Genomic DNA, 16,886 nt, shown 5'->3' with positions numbered 1-16,886 from the left:
GTCCGGCCCGGCCCCGACCGTGACCGTGGTCGTCTGCGTCTACACCGAGCGGCGGTGGCCACAGATCGTCCGGGCGGTCGGCTCCGTGCTGGCGCAGGACCGACCGGCGGCACAGGTCGTCGTGGTCGTCGACCACAACCCGGCGCTGCTGGAGCGGGTGCGCGCCACCTTCCCCGAGCTGACCGTCGTCCCGAGCACCGGCCCGCGCGGCCTCTCGGCGGCCCGCAACACCGGCCTGGCCCGGGCGATCGGCGAGATCGTCGCCTTCCTCGACGACGACGCCGAGGCGGAGCCCGACTGGCTGGCCCGGCTGCTGCCGCACTACCAGGACGAGCGGGTGCTCGCGGTCGGCGGCCACGCCGTACCGGCCTGGGAGCAGGAACGACCGCGCTGGCTTCCCCCCGAGTTCGACTGGGTGGTCGGGTGCAGCTTCACCGGCCAGCCCACGGAGGTCGCTCCCGTGCGGAACGTCATCGGCTGCAACATGTCCTTCCGCCGGTCGGTCCTGGAGCGCACCGCCGGCTTCGACCCGGCGCTCGGCCGAGTCGGCCGCACGCCGGTCGGCTGCGAGGAGACGGAGCTCTGCATCCGGGTCCGGCGGCTCGAACCGGAGGGCATGGTGCTCTACGAGCCGGCGGCCCAGGTCCGGCACCGGGTGACCGTGGACCGGGCAACGTGGCGCTACTTCCGGCAGCGCTGCTTCTCCGAGGGGCGGTCCAAGGCGGTCGTCGCCCGGCTGGTCGGCAGCGACGCCGGGCTCGCCACGGAGCGCGCGTACACCCGCCGCACCCTCCCCGCCGGGGTACGCCGCGGCCTGCGCCAGGTCCGTGCCGGCGACCGCGGCGGTCTGCTGCGCTCCGGCGCGATCGTCGCCGGGCTGCTGGTGACCGCCGCCGGCTACCTTTCGGCCCAGGCCCTGCGCGCCTCTCAGGCGACCAGCGCGCAGGCCCCCCGGCGCCGGGCGGACCCGGCCCCGGTACGGGTGCTCGCCGTCGAACTCTCCGAAGGGCTGCCGGACGTGCCCGACACGGGCGGGCCGGACGGCGTTCGGTACGGCGCGGCGCAGGTCCTGGTCCGGCTGCACGGGCAGCCGCTCGGGGTGGTCGACGTCGCGCTTCCGGCCGGCGGGCTGGCCGCGCCGGCGCTCACCGCCGCGATCCGGGCCCGCCTCGCCGCTGAGATCGACGCGCACCTGCGACACGACGGCCTGCCCCCGCTCGACCGGCTCGACCCCGGTTCGCTCGGGCAGGCCAGCGGCACCGGGGACGCACTGCCCGCCGCAACCACCGGCGCCGGAACGTGTCCCTCCCGCCGGCCGGCCGTGGCGCACACCCCGTTCGTCAGCGTGGTCGTGCCCACGTGTGGGCGCACGCCGCTCTTCGAATCCGCCCTCGACTCGCTCGCCGCGCTCGACTACCCCCACTACGAGATCGTCGTCGTGGACAACGCGCCGCAGGTCACCGATACGGCCCGGATCGTCGCCGGTCGCGCCGTCGACGATCCACGGTTCCGCTACGCCGGCGAGGCGAGACCCGGCGTCGCGCACGCCCGGAACCGGGGACTGGCCGAGGCACGGGGCGGGATCGTGGCCTTCGCCGACGATGACGTGATCGTCGACCCGGGGTGGCTGCGTGGCCTCGTCGACGGCTTCACCGACGACGAGGTGGCCGGGGTGACCGGTCAGGTCCTCGCCCGGGAACTCGACACGCCGGCGCAGATCTGGCTGGAACAGTACGGCGGTTACGGCAAGGGCTGCCAGCGGCGACGGTTCGACCGGGCCGGGATCATGACGCTCGATCCGGGAGGCGCGCGTCGCGTCGACCAGCCAGCACCGTCGCTCCACCCGTACCTGCCCGGAGCGTACGGCTCCGGCGCGAACATGGCGTTCCGCACCGACGCGCTGCGCCGGCTGGGCGGCTTCGATCCGCGGCTGCGCAGCGGGGAGGACATCGACCTGCTGTTGCGTACGGTGCTCGCCAGGCACGCGCTGGCCTACGAGCCGGGGGCCATCGTCTGGCACACGCACCGACGGGAGCCGCGGGCGCTGCGACGGACCATGTACCTGTACGGCGTCGGACTCGGTGCCGTGCTGACCAAATGCCTGGCGAGCGATCCCACCACCCGACGCGACCTGTTGCGGCGGCTGCCCGGCGGCGTCGCCTACGCCCTGCGGCCCGGGTCGGCGAAGAACAACCGGAAGCAGGAGAGCTATCCCGCCACGCTGACCGCCCTCGAACTCTGCGGGCTGGCGCTCGGGCCGGCCTACTACGCCGCCGCCGCTGCCCGATTGGGAAGGAGCCGCAGGTGAGCCGGTCAGCGAAGACCGTCGTCCCCGTCCTCTGCTACCACAGCGTCGGCGACGTACGTCGGGACAACACGCTGCGCTGGTCGGTGTCGCCGGGCGACTTCGACGAGCAGATGGCGCTGATCCGGGAGCGCGGGCGTACGCCGATGACGGTGAGCGGCTACGCGGCCGTGCTGCGCGGGCTGGCCCCGCCGCCACCCCGCCCCGTGCTGATCACCTTTGACGACGGGTTCCCCGACCTTGCCGAAACCGCACTCCCGGTGCTGCGCCGGCACCGGCTCACGGCGACCGCGTACGTCATCGCCGCGCGGGTGGGCACGGCGCCGCCGCCGGACGGGGATCCGTCACTCGACTGGGAGCAGCTCCGTGAGCTGCACGCGCACGGGGTGGAGATCGGGTCGCACAGCCGGAGCCACTGCGCGCTCGACTGCCTGCGCCCGAGTGAGCTGCACCAGGAGGCGGCGGGAAGCCGGCGGGCGCTGGAGGACGGGTTGGGCACATCGGTCCGGTCGTTCGCCTATCCGTACGGCTACCACAGCGGCGCAGTGCGGAGCGCGGTGCGCGCCGCCGGCTACACCTCCGCCTGCGGAGTCAAGAACGCGCTGAGCCATCCGAACGATGACGTCTTCGCCATCGCCCGGGTGCTGATCGAGCGGGACACCGGCACCGCCGGGATCGGGGCTCTGCTCGACGGCACCGGTTGGCCGCTGGCCTGGCGTGGCGAGCGGCTGCGCACCCGGGGTTGGCGCGCGTACCGGCGGGCCCGCCACCTGCTGTACACCGCGCGTCCGCAGCTGACCCAGCCGCCCTCGTGACGGCCGGGAGAGCACCAGGCACGGGAGGAGGGACGACCTCGTGAGCGCCCAACACACCGGGACCGCGGGCCCGTCGGTCACGGCCCCCGACGTCGGGGCCGTCGCCGAGCCGATCGGCGTACGGCTGCGCCAGCACCTGCGCGACCCGCTGAACGGCAACGTCTACGCACTGATGCTCAACACCGCCCTGAGCTCGGTGCTGGGCATCGCGTACTGGGCTCTCGCGGCCCGGCTCTACTCACCGGCCGAGCTGGGCGTCGGAGCGGCGATGGTGTCCACGATGACGTTCCTGAGCAACCTCTCCCAGCTCAATCTGAACGGCGCTCTCGCCCGTTTCCTGCCCGCCGCGGCCGAGCAGGGCAGCCGGCTGGTCGGGTACGCCTACGGGGTCACCTGTCTTGCGGCCCTCGCCCTGAGCAGCGGTTTCCTGCTGCTCGCGCCCCTGGTCACCGACCGGCTCGACTTCCTGCACCGCACTCCCCTGCTCGCTGCGGCGTTCGTCATCTCCGTCGCCGGCTGGTGCGTCTTCACCCTGCAGGACAGCGTGCTGACCGCCCTGCGCGGTGTCGTCTGGGTCCCGGTGGAGAACACCGCCTTCGGGCTCGCCAAGATCGTGCTGCTGGTGCTGTTCGCGGGCCTCGTACCGAGCCTGGGCATCTTCATCTCGTGGAACCTGGCGGTCGTCGCGGCGCTCGTCCCCGTCAACGTGCTGGTCTTCCGCCGGCTGTTGCCCCGGCAGCGGGTACGCCGCACCGGAGCGGCGTTGCCCGGCCGTCGGGTGCTCGCCCGGTTCGTGGCGCTGGACTACGTCGGATACCTGTTCATGCAGGCCGGCACGAACGCCCTGCCGTTGATCGTGACCGCCCGGCTGGGCGCGGAGGCCAACGGCGTCTTCTACGTGGCCTGGCTCCTCGGCGGCTCGCTGGAGCTGGTGGCGTACCACTTCGGCACCTCGCTGACCGTGGAGGCCGCCGCCGACGAATCGAGGCTCGCGGCGTACGCGCGGCAGGTGCTGCGACGGGGCCTCGTCCTCTTCGTACCGGCGGTCGTCCTGCTCTGCGTGTCGGCGCCGCTGCTGCTGGCCCTCTTCGGCAGCGACTACGCCTCGACCGGGTCGGACACCCTGCGGCTCTTCGCCGTCGCGGTGCTGCCCAAGCTGGTGCTGACCGTCTTCGTCGCGGCGTCCCGGGTGCAACGCCGGGTGGGGCGCATCATCGCCGTGCAGGCGTTCACCAGCGCCCTGGTCGTGTCGCTGGCGCTGGTCGCGATGGCCGAGATCGGGGTCGTCGGGGTCGGCTACGCGTACCTCGCCGGACAGGTCGTGGTGATGGTTGCCGTCCTACCGTCGATGATGCGGCTGTTGAGGGGCGCGTCGTGAGCGGCGACGCGGCCCGGCTGGCCGTTCCGGCCGCAGCCGGTCAACGGATACGAAGCGGTCTGCTCGCCGGTGCCGAGTGGGCCGCGCCCACGGCGGCGCTCGCGCTCGGGATCTGGGCCCTGGAGCGGGGGGATGCCGCCGACATCGGGTCGCTCGGCCTGGTCACCGCGCTCCGCCCCGAGCTGTACGTCGCGCTGGCCCTGCTGACCGCGAGTTTTCTCCGCGGTCTGTTCCGCGCCCGCCCGGCGTCCGACCCCCTGCTCGCCGCGCACGTGGTGGTGCTCGTGGTCCTGCTCTTCGGCGCGGCGCCGATCATCGAGCCGCTGCCGCGCGTGATCTCGGGCTGGCTGCACGTCGGCTTCGCCGACTACATCGCCCGTACCGGGGAGACGTTGCCGGAGTTGGACGCCCGTTTCAGCTGGCCCGGGTTCTTCGCGCTGACGGCCATGGCGACGCGGGCGGCCGGGATGCCGGACGCCATGCCGTTGCTCGCCTGGGCGCCCGTGGGGTTCAACCTGCTCTACGCTGCCGTGGTGTTCCGGCTGGCCCGGATGTCGTCGACTGACGCGCGGACGGCGTGGCTCGCCCTCTGGCTGTTCTTCCCCGCCAACTGGGTGGGACAGGACTACTTCGGGCCGCAGGCGATGAACTACCTCTTCTACCTGGTCCTGCTGATGGTGCTGCTCCGCTGGTTCCACCCGGTCCGGCCCGGTGGCCTGTACCGCCAGCGGCCTTCCGGGAGCCCGGTCGGTCTGCTGCTGCGCCTGCTCCGGCTCCCGCCGAGGCCGCTGCCGCTCGACCGGGTGGCCGATCAGGCCGGCCCGGCGTCGCTGGTCGGTCTGCTGGCGGTGGTCCTCGCCGTCTTCGCGGCCAGCACCGTGAGCCACCAGCTCACCCCGGTAGCGATCGTGGTCAGCGTCGGTGCGCTGGTGCTGGTTCGCCGCTGCACGCTGCGTACGCTGCCGGTCCTGCTCGCCGTCATGCTGATGGCCTACATCAGCTACGGCGCCGTCGCGTACTGGCAGGGACACCTGCACGACATGTTCGGCTCCTTCGGCAATGTCGGTGGCACCGTCAAGGACGGGGCGGTCGAGCGGGTGCACGGCGACGCTGGTCACCAGCTGGTGGTCTGGCTGCGAGTCGTTCTCGCGCTGGTGGTCTGGGGGCTGGCGGCATTCGGCGCGTGGCGACGAACGCGTCGTGGACAGGCCGTCCTGGGGCTCCTGGCGCTCGCCGGGGCGCCGTTCCTCCTCCTGGCAATGCAGAGCTACGGCGGCGAGATCTTCCTCCGGGTCTACGCTTTCGCGCTGCCGTTCATGGCGATCCTGCTGGCCGCGCTGCTGGTCCCGGCGTGGCCGGCACCGCGTCGCGTACCCGCGGCCCTCATGGCAGGCGCGTTGAGCACCGTCCTCATCGGCGCGTTCTTCGTCGCCCGATACGGCAACGATGCCTTCGAGCAGGTACGCCCGGCCGACCACCGGGCCGTGGAGTGGCTCTACGCGCACGCCCCGGCGGGCGCCTCGTTCGTCTCGGTGACCTCCAACGTCCCCTGGCGGGCGCAGGGCGTCGAGCGGTACCGGTACCTGCCCCTCGGCCAGGATTTCGGGCCGACGACGATCCCCGCGATCGAGGACGAGATGCGGAGCAACCCGAAGGGCGCGTACCTGATCATGACAAAGGGGCAGTTCGTCTTCGCGGAGACGTTTCTGGGCAAGCCGCTGGGCTGGGGCGAGAACCTGGAACGCCAGGTCATCGACTCAGGACGGTTCCGGGCCGTCTACACCAATCCCGAGGCGAGGGTCTACGTCCTCGGCAGCAGCGAGAGGGGCGGCCAATGACCCAGATCGCCGAACTCGGCAGCCACGCCCATCCAGTTTCCGGTGACCGCCGGGTCCCTCCCTCCCCACCCGCGGACCTCCCGTCGGGTACGCCATGGCCGGGGTTGGTGACGCTCGTCGCCGGCGACGCCGTTCTCGCCCTCGTCCTCTGGGACGTGCCTGGCATCCTGCGGACGGTCACCGTCCTCGGCTACCTCGCGGTGGCGCCGGGACTGGCCTGCGCAAGGCTGATCCGGATACCGGACGGCCTCACCCGGTTCGCCGTCGGTGTCGCGCTCAGCCTCGCCCTCGGCGTCCTGGTCGCGCAGGGGATGATCCATCTACATCTGTGGTCGCCGCTGCTGGGGATCATCATCCTCACCGTGATCGCGTCGCTGGTCACCCTGATCGAGCTGGGCCGGGGCGCGCTGCATCACCGCCGGAATCGATGGATGGAGGCGGAATGACTGGCATCGCTCTCGACATGGCGCGTTCCGGGCCGGTCCAGGCGACCGTGCTCGCCCTGCTGATGGCGGCTCTCATCGCCCGGATCACGGTGCAGCTCACCGCACGACCGGCCCGGCCGGAGGCCCTCCGGTTTCTCGACATGGTCGCCGCACCGCTGCTCGTCGCGTTCGTCATCGTCATCGTGGAGCGGTTTCGTGACCTGAGCTGACCGCGGACCACCGACCCCTGGTTGCCGGATCGGCGGTCCGCGGCTCGAGGATCGCTCCGTCAGGTCCGTCTCTCTTCACAGCCCGTGGCGGCGGTCACCCGTCACCAACTCGCTGATCCGTGCCTCGGACCGGGCCGAGAACGGGTCACGATGGGCGGCGACCGCCTGCCGGGTCTCCTCGGCGACCAGATCGGCGTTGATCTGGGCCGCTGCGACCGTGCCGGCCGCCGCGGCGGCACCGACCTGGGCGGCCGGATCGGTGACGTTGCCCGCGACCCACACCCCGGGCACCTCGGTCCGGCCGGTCGCGTCCGCCGCAAGGTGTTCACCGGCCCCGGAGGGGTGCGGTGACAGTCGCAACCCGAGCGTCGCCAGGAAGCCGGCGCGCGCCACCATCCGCGGCGAGACCGCCAGGGCGTCGCGGCGGACCAGCCGGCCGTCGCCCAGCCGTACGCCCACCAGGCGGTCGTCGGCGATCTCAAGGGACGCCACCGCACCGTTCACCACGTGGATGCCCCGGGCGGCCATCTGCTCCGCCTGCTCGTCGGTGGGCGCCGGCATGGTGTGGGTGAAGAACGTGATGTCGGCGCTCCACTGCCGGAACAGCAACGCCTGGTGCACCGACAACGGCCCGGTGGCCAGCACCCCGATGGCCCGGTCCCGGACCTCCCATCCGTGACAGTACGGACAATGAAGCACGTCCCGCCCCCACCGTTCCCGCAGCCCCGGCACGTCGTCGGGCAGTTCGTCCACCAACCCGGTGGTCACCAGCAGCCGGCGTGCCCGCACCGTACGGCCGTCGGTCAGCACCACCGTGAACCCGTCGCCCTCGTGCGTCGCGGCGCCGACCTCGCCGTGGACCACCTGCCCGCCGTAGCCGCACACCTCCGCCCGGCCGCGCTCCAACAGCTCGGCCGGCCGGATCCCCTCCCGGGCCAGCAGGCCGTGCACCCCGTCCGCCGGGGCGTTGCGCGGGGCGCCGGCGTCGACCACCAGCACCGACCGGCGGGCCCGGGCCAGCGTCAGCGCGCCGCTCAACCCTGCGGCACCCCCGCCGACCACCACCACGTCGTAGCTCTCCCTGAACTGCTCGGTCATCCTGACCACCTCCCACGGGCAACCATCCGGGCAGCGCGATTCAATGGCAAACTCTGTTGCCGCTCTGGCAAACTGGTGGGATGGACGACAACTTCGACCAGGCGCTCTCCGCGGTCGGCCCCCGGTTGCGCGCGTTACGCCAGCAGCGCAACACCACGCTGGCCGAGCTGTCGGCGTCGACCGGCATCTCGGTGAGCACCCTGTCCCGGCTGGAGTCCGGCACCCGCCGGCCCACGCTCGAACTCCTACTCCCGCTGGCCAGGGCCCACGGGGTCACCCTCGACGAACTCGTCGACGCTCCACCCACCGGCGACCCGCGGATCCACCTGCGCCCGATCACCCGTCACGGCATGATCATGCTGCCGCTGACCCGCCGAGCCGGCGGCATCCAGGCGTACAAGCTGGTGATCCCGGCCGGCACCCACCGGAACGAACCGGACCCGCAGACCCACGAGGGCTACGAATGGCTCTACGTCCTCAACGGGCGGCTGCGGCTCGTCCTGGGCGACCAGGACCTGCTCCTCTCCCCCGGCGAGGCGGCCGAGTTCGACACCCGCGTTCCGCACTGGTTCGGCGCCGCCGACGCCGAACCAGTGGAGTTCCTCAGCCTCTTCGGCCGGCAGGGCGAACGCGCCCACCTGCGCGCCCGCCCCGCGACCGCGCCGACGTCGCCACCGGCCCGGGCCTGACTCGATCTCGACGCGGGTCGACCGACCGGCCGTGCCAGGCGACGCAGGGGGTCGCGCCCGCCCGGCTCTGACAGAGTTGCCGGATGAACGTGCCCCGATCCGCCGCCCACGTCTGGGACGAGGAATACCGGCGCGGCCGGTACCGCGACGAGCCGCCGGTCGCCTTCGTCGCCGACATCCTGGCCGCCGCCGCCCGGACGGGCGCGACCAACGGGCTCTACGTCGGCTGCGGCAACGGGCGCAACCTGATGCCGCTGGTGGACGGCGGCCTCGACCTGCTCGGCCTGGACATCTCCGCCGAGGCGGTCCGCCAGCTCGCCGACCGACGACCGGACCGGGCCGGACGCCTGCGCCAGGGCGACCTGGACTCACTTCCGGCCGGGGAGACCTGGCCGCTGGTGATCGCCATCCAGGTCTTCCAGCACGGCAACCGCGAGCAGGCGCACCGACAGGTCCGCGCGGCCCAGCGGCGGGTCGCTCCGGACGGACTGATCTGCGTACGGGTCAACGCGGTCGGCACGGATGTGTGGCCGGCGCACGAGGTGGTGGAGCGGGCCCCTGACGGCGGGTTCACCGTGCGCTACACCGCCGGGCCGAAGCGCGGGCTGGACATCCACTTCTTCAGCCATGCCGAGCTGGACCAGCTCTTCGCGGAGTGGGCGCCGGTCCTCCCGCTTCGGCCGCACCGCACCGAGCGGGACACGCCCGGCACCGGACAGTGGACGCAGTGGGAGGCCATCTGGCGACGCCGCGTGTCCGGCAACCGCCGCGAATGAGCACTCTCGACGCGCTGCCCGCCCCGGTCCGGCTGCGGTGTCCTACGGTTTCCCGCCTTGTTCCTGGGGTGGTGACGGTGCCCTGGTCTGGCCGGTCACCGGTGCGTCAACGGGCAACGCCTCGAGTTGGAAGCGGCTCAGCAGGTCGGGCAGCAGGGTCGTGAGGGCGGTGACGCTGTTCTGCCGATCGCCGCCGCCGTCGTGCAGGAGCACGATGGAGCCAGGCTCGGTGCCCTTCGAGATGGTGGCGATGATGGCGGCTGCCGGCGGTTCCTCCCAGTCCCGGGGGTTCACCGCCCAGTGCAGGCTGGTCATGCCCATGTCCTCGGCGACGGCGACAAGCTGCGGCGTCCAGTTCCCGCCCGGCTGTCGGAAGTACCTGATCGGGGCGTCCGGTGCGGCGGCATGGATGGCCTGGCTGGTACGGAGCAGATTGCCCTCAATGTCCAGACGTGACTGACTGCCGAGGTCGAGGTCTTCGTTCCAGGTGTGGTTGCACACCGTGTGACCGTCGGCCACGATGGTCCGCACGAGTTCCGGATACGCCTGGGCGTTCTTGCCGAGCAGGCAGAACGTCGCCTTGACGTGGGACTGGCGCAGCGCCTTCAGGACGAGCGGGGTCCAGGTGGGGTCGGGTCCGTCGTTGAAGGTCAGCGCCACCCGCGCCGAGCCGGTGGTCATCTGGACACCGGCGGGGATGGGGGTGTCGGTGGCGGACGGCGTGTCGCCGGACGGTGACGCCTGCGGCAGCAGGGACCGGCCGATCAGATAGGCGCCGCTGACCAGCATCGCCAGGACCACCGTCACGATGGCGGCGGCACGCAGCGCCGGAGACCGGCGCATCAGGCTGTCCTTCGGCTGTCTGCCGCCGCGGGCACGTCATGGCTGGTCACTGTCACCCTCTCTGCCAATCCGACAGCCGTCACGTTAGCCATCAAACGACCTAAGTGGCATGTATACGAACAAATTCCTCTCTCTCCGCACGAACCGGGCGGACTCGACGCCCGTCCGGGCCGCATGCCCGTAACGGGCAGGGGGCACCACCGCCGGGCTGGACCATGGGGGAGCGCGCCGGTCGTGGCGGCCGCGTCCGCGCCTCTCGCCGTACTCGCCCGGCGACGGCGACCAATCCTCGGCATCGCGGCGGCCGCACCGCACCGAGCGGGAAACCGCCGGCACCGGGCAATGGACGTAGTGAGTCATCCGGCCGACGCCCGGCGGCGGTTCAGGAGACGGCGGCCGTCCCACCGGCGGACCGATTGAGTACGACCACGACGAACCCCCAGACAGCCGACGCCGGCGACGAAAGTTTCGGCTCCTGAAACCGTTTACCGAAACCCCCGCAGGAGTCCCGGCCAGGGTACGGCACGCGCCACCCAAGGCGGTAAATCCGCAGGCCGACCGGCACACACCAAACTGCGGTCATCTGATCATCGCAGTGCCCCGCACCGGACCCCCCACCCGGTGTCGGCACCGTCACAGGCCCCCCGTTACGGCCCCCAACAGGGCCGCAACGACAGCGACGACGCGAGCGCCATCGGGTTGAGCGGCACCCCGCGCCGACCAAAAAGCCACCCGACGCCAATACGACGATATTGGCCATTATCAACTCCATCGATGAACATCTTAGTCGCACAAACAATCTTTCGGGCAATCCACCCGAGAGTTCGACCCGTCATCCGGCAGGCACAACCGGCGGTTTGTCAAGTCCTTGACGGACCGACCGGGCGGCCGCAAGATATAGGCGGTCATCGCTTGATGGATTTCGCGATGACTATCGATTAGCCGGCCAGCGAGCGCGCGGAAACAAGAGGCAAGGACGCCTTCCGAAATCCCGCTACTGAAGCTTTCGGCAACGCCTGACGCAATTGTTCACGGGGGGCAACGAACTGCCCAGAACAGCCGGCACGTGGCCGGCTGACGCGTGAAGGAGAGACGCAGTGGACCCGCTGGTCTCAGTCGTCATACCGTGCTACAACCGGGCGCGCACCGTCGAGCTGTGCGTACGGTCGGTGCGGCAGCAGACGTACCCGGCCGTCGAGATCATCGTGGTCGACGACGCCAGCAGCGACGGCTCCGCCGCCGTCGCCGCGTCGGCCGGCGCCACGGTCCTGCGCCTGGAGACCAACAGCGGCCCCGGGGCCGCCCGGAACCTCGGCGCCGAGCGGGCCCGCGGGGAGATCCTGTTCTTCCTCGACGCGGACGTCGCACTCGAACCGGGCAGCGTCGCCGCGGCGGTCGCGAAGCTGCGGTCCACGCCCCGGCTGGGCGCGATCTGCGGCGTGCTGCGACCGGAGTCCCTGCTGTCCCACAACCTCATCGCCGAGTACCGGGCCCTGCAGATGTACCACTGGTGGCTGGCCCGGGAAGGCCCCATGGAAGGGCTGCACACCGCCCTGTGCGCGATGCGCACCGAGGTGTTCCACGAGATCGGACCGTTCAATCCCGACCTGCGGCACACCGAGGCGCCCGAGTACGGACACCGGATCCGCCAGCGGTACGACGTGCACAGCACCGCGGCGATAGCCGGCGTGCACGACCACGACACCACGCTGCGGGTGCTGCTGCCGAAGGTGTTCCTGCGGGCGCGCGCCAGCGCCGCCGAGGTACGACGCGGCGAGGTGCTCGGCGGCGCCGCCTCCCGCGTACTGGCCAGCGGCCTGGTCCTCGCCGCCGCCCTCACCCTGCCGCTGCCGCTGGTCGCGTGGCCCGGTGGCGTGGCGGTGCCGCTGGCGCTCGTCGCCGTGGCCGTCGCGCTGGACGCCGGCACCTACCGCCGGGTGGTGACCAGCCGGGGAGCGCGGTTCGGACTGCGGTTCGCCGCCGTCCACCTGCTGTACCAGCTCACCTCGGCGGCCGGCGCGGCGATCGGATCGGCGCAGCGGCTCCTGCGCCGCGCCACCTGGCGGGCCACCCCCTCGGTCGGGGTCCCCCGATGATCGTTCTCTCCCGCGACCCGACGCGCTCCGCGCGGCGTACGGCCACCGGCACGGTGCTCCTGGCGGTCGGCGCGACGGTGGCGGCGATAGCGGCCGTGCACTGGGTCGCGGCGCGCAGCGGGAGCGCCTGGTCCCCCGGTGGCGACCTGGCGGTCTACCGGCAGGCCGTCCAGGCGGCCCTGGCCGACGGTACGCCGTACGAGACCAGCCGCGACGGATACGGCTTCGTCTACCCCCCGTTCGCCGTGCTGGCACTGACCCCACTGGCGTGGTTCGGCCCGACGGCCGGGTACTGGGGATGGACGGTGGTGTCGGCGCTCGCCGTGCCGGCCGTGGTGTGGCTCCTGGTCGACCACCTCACCCCCGCCGGGGACCGGCGGCGGCCGACCCTGCTGGCCGCCGGCACCCTGGCCGTGCTGCCGCTCTCCCCGATCGCGGGGACGCTGCTGCTGGGCAACGTGAACATCCTCCTGCTGGCGCTGCTCCTGCTCGACCTGCTGCTGATCACGGGGCGGCACCAGGGCGTCCTGGTCGGCGTCGCCGCCGGGATCAAGCTGACCCCGCTCGTCTTCGTCGGCTACCTCCTGCTGACCCGTCGGACCAGGGCCGGCGTGACCGCCCTGCTGAGCTTCCTCGGCACCGTGGCGGTCGGCTTCCTGCTCCTGCCCGCCGCCTCCGTCACCTTCTGGGGCGGGGCGTTCCTGGACAGCTCGCGGACCAGGCCGCCCGGCGAGGAGGCGTTCGGCAGTTCCATCCGGGGTGCCGCGCTGAACCTGCTTCCGGGCCCCGGGCCGGCCGCGTGGCTGCCCGTGAGCGTGGTGGTGGGCGTGGTCGGGCTGGCCGTCGCGGTGTGGGCGAGCCGCCGGGGCGAGGAGCTGACCGGGATCCTGACGTGCGCGGTGACCGGCCTGCTCGTCTCGCCGGTCACCTGGTACGCCCACTGGGTCTGGTGCGTGCCGCTGCTGGCGCTGCTGGCCGCGCGTACGTGGCACCGGCCGGGCCCCGCCCGGCTGCTCGTCGGCGCCCTGTGGCTCGTCTTCGCCCTGCCGCTGCCGTGGTGGGTCGCGTACGTGGTCGGGTGGGCGCCGGTTCCGGAACGGGCGTGGGTGATGCCGGTCGAGCTGCTCTACACCCTCACCGGCGCGGGGCTGCTGGTCCTGGCGGCGGTGTGGCTGCGCCGCAGCGCTCCGGTGCGGCCGGGCCGGGCGACCGTCGGCGGGCGGCTCTGATGCCGGCGGCGGACGCGGTGGCGGTGGTGGTGCCGAACTTCAACAAGGCCAAAACCCTGCGCGCCTGCCTCGACTCCATCTACGCCCAAACCCACCAACCCACCGAAGTCATCGTCGTCGACGACCACAGCACCGACACCTCCCCCACCATCACCCACGACTACCCCTGCACCCTCATCACCACCCCCACCAACCAAGGACCAGCCGCCGCCCGCAACACCGGAGCAGCCAACAGCACCGCACCCCTGCTCTTCTTCGTCGACTCCGACACCGCACTCGCCCCCGACGCCATCGAAAACGCCATCCACCTCCTCCACCACACCCCCCACGCCGGAATGATCCAAGGCATCTACGCCCCCCACCCCCTCTACGACGACGGCCCCGTCGAGGCCTACCGCGTCGCCTTCGAACACCACTGGCGCAAACGCAGCGTCGGACGTTCACGGGCCGCGACGCTCTTCGCGGCCAGCCTCATCCCCCGCGCCGTGTTCGACGAGGTCGGCGGGTTCGACGAGCGGCTGCGTACCGGGGAGGACGCCGAGTTCGGCACGCGGATGCCCGAGCGGTACCGGCTGGTGGTCACCGACACCGTGGTCACCCGGCACGACGACGTCGACCGCTTCCTGCCGTTCGTACGCGAGCAGTTCGGCTTCGCGACCGCCACCCCGCTGGTGATGCTCCGCGCCGGGCGGCGGCGCAACGCCGGCACCGGGATGCGGGTCAACGCGGTGTCACCGACGGGCCTGGTGCTGTCCGGGCTGAGTCTGCTGACGCTGCCGCTCCTGCCCGTCCTGCCGGGGCTGGTGCCGCTGTGGCTCGCCCTGCTCGTGGCGTCCACCGCCATGAGCCACGAGTTCCTCCGCTTCACCTACCGGCTGCGTGGGCCCGGCTTCGCCGCGTACGCGACGGGCATGCACACGCTGTTCTACGCCCTGGCGGTGGTCGGCACCGGGGTGGGCGCGCTGCGGGTCGCCTACGTCCTGGCCCGGAGGTGGGCGCGGTGAACGGGCCGGACGCGGTGGCGGTGGTGGTGCCGAACTTCAACAAGGCCAAAACCCTGCGCGCCTGCCTCGACTCCATCTACGCCCAAACCCACCAACCCACCGAAGTCATCGTCGTCGACGACCACAGCACCGACACCTCCCCCACCATCACCCACGACTACCCCTGCACCCTCATCACCACCCCCACCAACCAAGGACCAGCCGCCGCCCGCAACACCGGAGCAGCCAACAGCACCGCACCCCTGCTCTTCTTCGTCGACTCCGACACCGCACTCGCCCCCGACGCCATCGAAAACGCCATCCACCTCCTCCACCACACCCCCCACGCCGGAATGATCCAAGGCATCTACGCCCCCCACCCCCTCTACGACGACGGCCCCGTCGAGGCCTACCGCGTCGCCTTCGAACACCACTGGCGCAAACGCAGCGTGGGGCGCGAGACCGGGGCGCTGCTGGCCGCGAGCCTCATCCCCCGGGCGGTGTTCACCGAGGCCGGCGGGTTCGACGAGCGGCTGCGCGACGGCGAGGACGACGAGTTCGGCACCCGGCTGCCGGCCCGGTACCGGCTGGTGGCGACCGACCGGGTGCTCACCCGGCACGACGACGTCGACCGGCTGCTGCCGCTGCTACGTGAGCAGTTCGTCCGGGCCGGCACGAAACCCCTGCTCATGGTGCGGACCTGGCGGCGGCAGCGGGCCGGCGCGACGGGCGCCCGGGTGGGGATGATGTCACCGGACCGGTTCCGGCACCTCGAATGGTCCGCACGGGTGTCCCTGGTCGCGTCGGGGCTGGCGCTGCTGAGCGTGCCGTTGACCGTGGCCGTGCCGTGGCTGCCGCTGACCTGGCCGGCGTTCGGCCTGGCCGTCGTGGCCGCCAACCACGGGTTCCTGCGGTTCGCGTACCGGCTGCGGGGGCCCCGGTTCGCCGTGTTCGCGGCCGGGATGCACGTGCTGGCCCACGTCACGCTCGTCGCCGGGCTCGTCGCCGGGCTGCCGCGGGCCGCGTACGCGCTGTTGCGGGAGCGTACGAGCCAGGCGCGGCCGGCGGAGGCGGGGGCGCGGAGATGATCCTCGACACGGCGCTCGACCCGGACTCCACCGCGGGGCGACCGGAGCGGCGGTGGCGGCGCCGGCTGTGGCGGCTGGTCGCGGTGGTGTTCGGCCTGGCCGTCACGGCCGCCGTCGCCCGGGCACTGGCCGACCAGGACTGGTCGGTGGTGGCCGTCCTGCTCCGCCAACGCGACGGCACCCAGATCGTCCTGCTGCTCGCCGCCGCCCTGCTGGCGGCGACGGCGGGACCGCTGCTGGGGATGCTCTCCTGGCGGGCCGTCCTGTTGGAACTCGGCCCTCCGGTCAGCCCGACGCGCGTCGCGCGCATCTTCTTCGTCGGGTTTCTCGCCAAGTACGTCCCCGGCAAGGTGCCCGGCCTGGTCGCCGCCGTCAAGGTGGCCACGGCGAACGGGGTGACCCTGTCCCGGATGCTGGTGGCGGGGACGCTCAGCACGCTCCTGGTGCACCTGACCGGGTTGACCGTCGGGCTGCTCACCGGCGCGCAGGTGCTGGGTGGCCGCGCGGCGTGGCTGGTACTGCCCGCGCTGCCGGTGCTGGTGGCGGTGTGCTGGCCGGGCGTGCTCGGCCGCACCGCCCACCTGGTGCTGCGGCTGCTGCGCCGGCCCGAGCCGGACGTGTCGGTCTCCGGCCGGGCGGTGCGGGTGGCGGTGGCGTGGCAGACCCTGTCGTGGCTGGTCAGCGGAGTGCACCTGTGGCTGCTGGCGGTGGCGATGGGGGCCGCTCCCGGGCGGGCGCTGCCGCTCTGCCTGGGGGCGTTCGGGCTGGCCACCGTGGTCGGCGTGCTGGCCATCGTGGTGCCGGACGGGCTGGGGGTACGCGAGGCCGTGCTGTCCGGAGCCCTGGCGTTGGTGCTGCCGGTGCCCTCGGCCGTGGCGGTGGCCGTGGCGAGTCGGTTGGTGACCACCGTCGGCGAGGTGGTGCTCGGCGGGGCGGCGCTCGGGGCGGTCGAGTTAATCCATCGAAGGTCATCCGCATCGGATGCGGCGGTCATGAGGGAGATGAGCGGTGATGGGCAGGTTGATCGGGCTTGAGGACTGCGAACAGCTGACGACCCGGGAGGTGCACGACCTCTACCGGAAGCACGTCAGCC

At 72.4% G+C, this 16,886-nt stretch carries 15 protein-coding genes; 13 read left to right on the top strand and 2 right to left on the bottom strand.

Translation table 11 applies throughout. The features are described 5' to 3' along the window. Positions 1-19 precede the first annotated feature (19 nt). From GA0070621_RS07870 to GA0070621_RS07845, 6 genes are all read left to right on the top strand, one after another. Positions 20-2,308, top strand: a complete 2,289-nt coding sequence (locus tag GA0070621_RS07870; protein ID WP_167666690.1) for a glycosyltransferase — start codon at positions 20-22, stop codon at positions 2,306-2,308. Then, positions 2,305-3,120 carry a polysaccharide deacetylase family protein gene (locus GA0070621_RS07865; RefSeq protein ID WP_157739886.1) on the top strand — a complete coding sequence of 272 codons (816 nt, stop codon included), beginning with the start codon at positions 2,305-2,307 and terminating at the stop codon, positions 3,118-3,120. The genes GA0070621_RS07870 and GA0070621_RS07865 overlap by 4 nt, the downstream gene beginning before the upstream one ends. A gap of 40 nt (positions 3,121-3,160) precedes the next feature. Continuing rightward, complete coding sequence (locus tag GA0070621_RS07860; protein WP_091192708.1) at positions 3,161-4,498, top strand: lipopolysaccharide biosynthesis protein; 1,338 nt, start codon at positions 3,161-3,163, stop codon at positions 4,496-4,498. After that, a complete protein-coding gene (locus GA0070621_RS07855; RefSeq protein WP_091192706.1) occupies positions 4,495-6,336 on the top strand; it encodes a hypothetical protein in 1,842 nt (613 codons plus the stop codon). The genes GA0070621_RS07860 and GA0070621_RS07855 overlap by 4 nt, the downstream gene beginning before the upstream one ends. 107 nt (positions 6,337-6,443) lie before the next feature. Further along, entirely contained in the window at positions 6,444-6,782 is a 339-nt protein-coding gene (locus tag GA0070621_RS07850) for a hypothetical protein (RefSeq protein WP_091192704.1), read from the top strand. Next, the gene (locus GA0070621_RS07845; RefSeq protein ID WP_157739885.1) at positions 6,779-6,991 is read left to right on the top strand and encodes a hypothetical protein; all 213 of its coding nucleotides are present in this window, start codon (positions 6,779-6,781) and stop codon (positions 6,989-6,991) included. The genes GA0070621_RS07850 and GA0070621_RS07845 overlap by 4 nt, the downstream gene beginning before the upstream one ends. Positions 6,992-7,066: 75 nt before the next feature. On the opposite strand, the gene GA0070621_RS07840 is transcribed toward GA0070621_RS07845, so the two are convergent. Next, the gene (locus tag GA0070621_RS07840; protein WP_091192701.1) at positions 7,067-8,089 is read right to left on the bottom strand and encodes an NAD(P)/FAD-dependent oxidoreductase; all 1,023 of its coding nucleotides are present in this window, start codon (positions 8,087-8,089) and stop codon (positions 7,067-7,069) included. A gap of 80 nt (positions 8,090-8,169) precedes the next feature. Here GA0070621_RS07840 and GA0070621_RS07835 point away from each other — a divergent pair, with 80 nt between their 5' ends. Continuing rightward, positions 8,170-8,778 (top strand): helix-turn-helix domain-containing protein, encoded by a 609-nt coding sequence (locus GA0070621_RS07835; protein WP_091192700.1) that lies wholly within the window; start codon positions 8,170-8,172, stop codon positions 8,776-8,778. 83 nt (positions 8,779-8,861) lie between these two features. Next, positions 8,862-9,554 carry a class I SAM-dependent methyltransferase gene (locus GA0070621_RS07830; RefSeq protein WP_091192698.1) on the top strand — a complete coding sequence of 231 codons (693 nt, stop codon included), beginning with the start codon at positions 8,862-8,864 and terminating at the stop codon, positions 9,552-9,554. Positions 9,555-9,596: 42 nt separating this feature from the next. Here GA0070621_RS07830 and GA0070621_RS07825 read toward each other — a convergent pair whose 3' ends face one another. Then, the gene (locus tag GA0070621_RS07825; RefSeq protein WP_091192696.1) at positions 9,597-10,397 is read right to left on the bottom strand and encodes a polysaccharide deacetylase family protein; all 801 of its coding nucleotides are present in this window, start codon (positions 10,395-10,397) and stop codon (positions 9,597-9,599) included. Positions 10,398-11,494: 1,097 nt separating this feature from the next. Between GA0070621_RS07825 and GA0070621_RS07820 the strand changes: the two genes are divergently transcribed. Genes GA0070621_RS07820 through GA0070621_RS07800 form a run of 5 tightly spaced genes read left to right on the top strand, consistent with a single transcriptional unit; the run spans position 11,495 to position 16,827 of the window. Further along, the gene (locus tag GA0070621_RS07820; protein WP_091192694.1) at positions 11,495-12,493 is read left to right on the top strand and encodes a glycosyltransferase family 2 protein; all 999 of its coding nucleotides are present in this window, start codon (positions 11,495-11,497) and stop codon (positions 12,491-12,493) included. Then, complete coding sequence (locus GA0070621_RS07815) at positions 12,490-13,722, top strand: glycosyltransferase 87 family protein (RefSeq protein WP_091192693.1); 1,233 nt, start codon at positions 12,490-12,492, stop codon at positions 13,720-13,722. Before GA0070621_RS07820 ends, GA0070621_RS07815 begins: the two co-directional genes overlap by 4 nt. Next, positions 13,722-14,726 (top strand): glycosyltransferase family 2 protein, encoded by a 1,005-nt coding sequence (locus GA0070621_RS07810; protein ID WP_157739884.1) that lies wholly within the window; start codon positions 13,722-13,724, stop codon positions 14,724-14,726. The genes GA0070621_RS07815 and GA0070621_RS07810 overlap by 1 nt, the downstream gene beginning before the upstream one ends. Next, positions 14,723-15,793, top strand: a complete 1,071-nt coding sequence (locus GA0070621_RS07805; RefSeq protein ID WP_157739883.1) for a glycosyltransferase family 2 protein — start codon at positions 14,723-14,725, stop codon at positions 15,791-15,793. The genes GA0070621_RS07810 and GA0070621_RS07805 overlap by 4 nt, the downstream gene beginning before the upstream one ends. Beyond that, complete coding sequence (locus tag GA0070621_RS07800; protein WP_157739882.1) at positions 15,790-16,827, top strand: lysylphosphatidylglycerol synthase domain-containing protein; 1,038 nt, start codon at positions 15,790-15,792, stop codon at positions 16,825-16,827. Before GA0070621_RS07805 ends, GA0070621_RS07800 begins: the two co-directional genes overlap by 4 nt. The last annotated feature ends 59 nt before the right edge of the window (positions 16,828-16,886 follow it).

The sequence above is a fragment of the Micromonospora narathiwatensis genome (genome assembly GCF_900089605.1).
In the GTDB taxonomy this organism is placed as follows: Bacteria; Actinomycetota; Actinomycetes; order Mycobacteriales; family Micromonosporaceae; genus Micromonospora; species Micromonospora narathiwatensis.
Note: the sequence above shows the minus strand (reverse complement) of the source record. Positions and strands in the feature narration are given on the sequence as shown.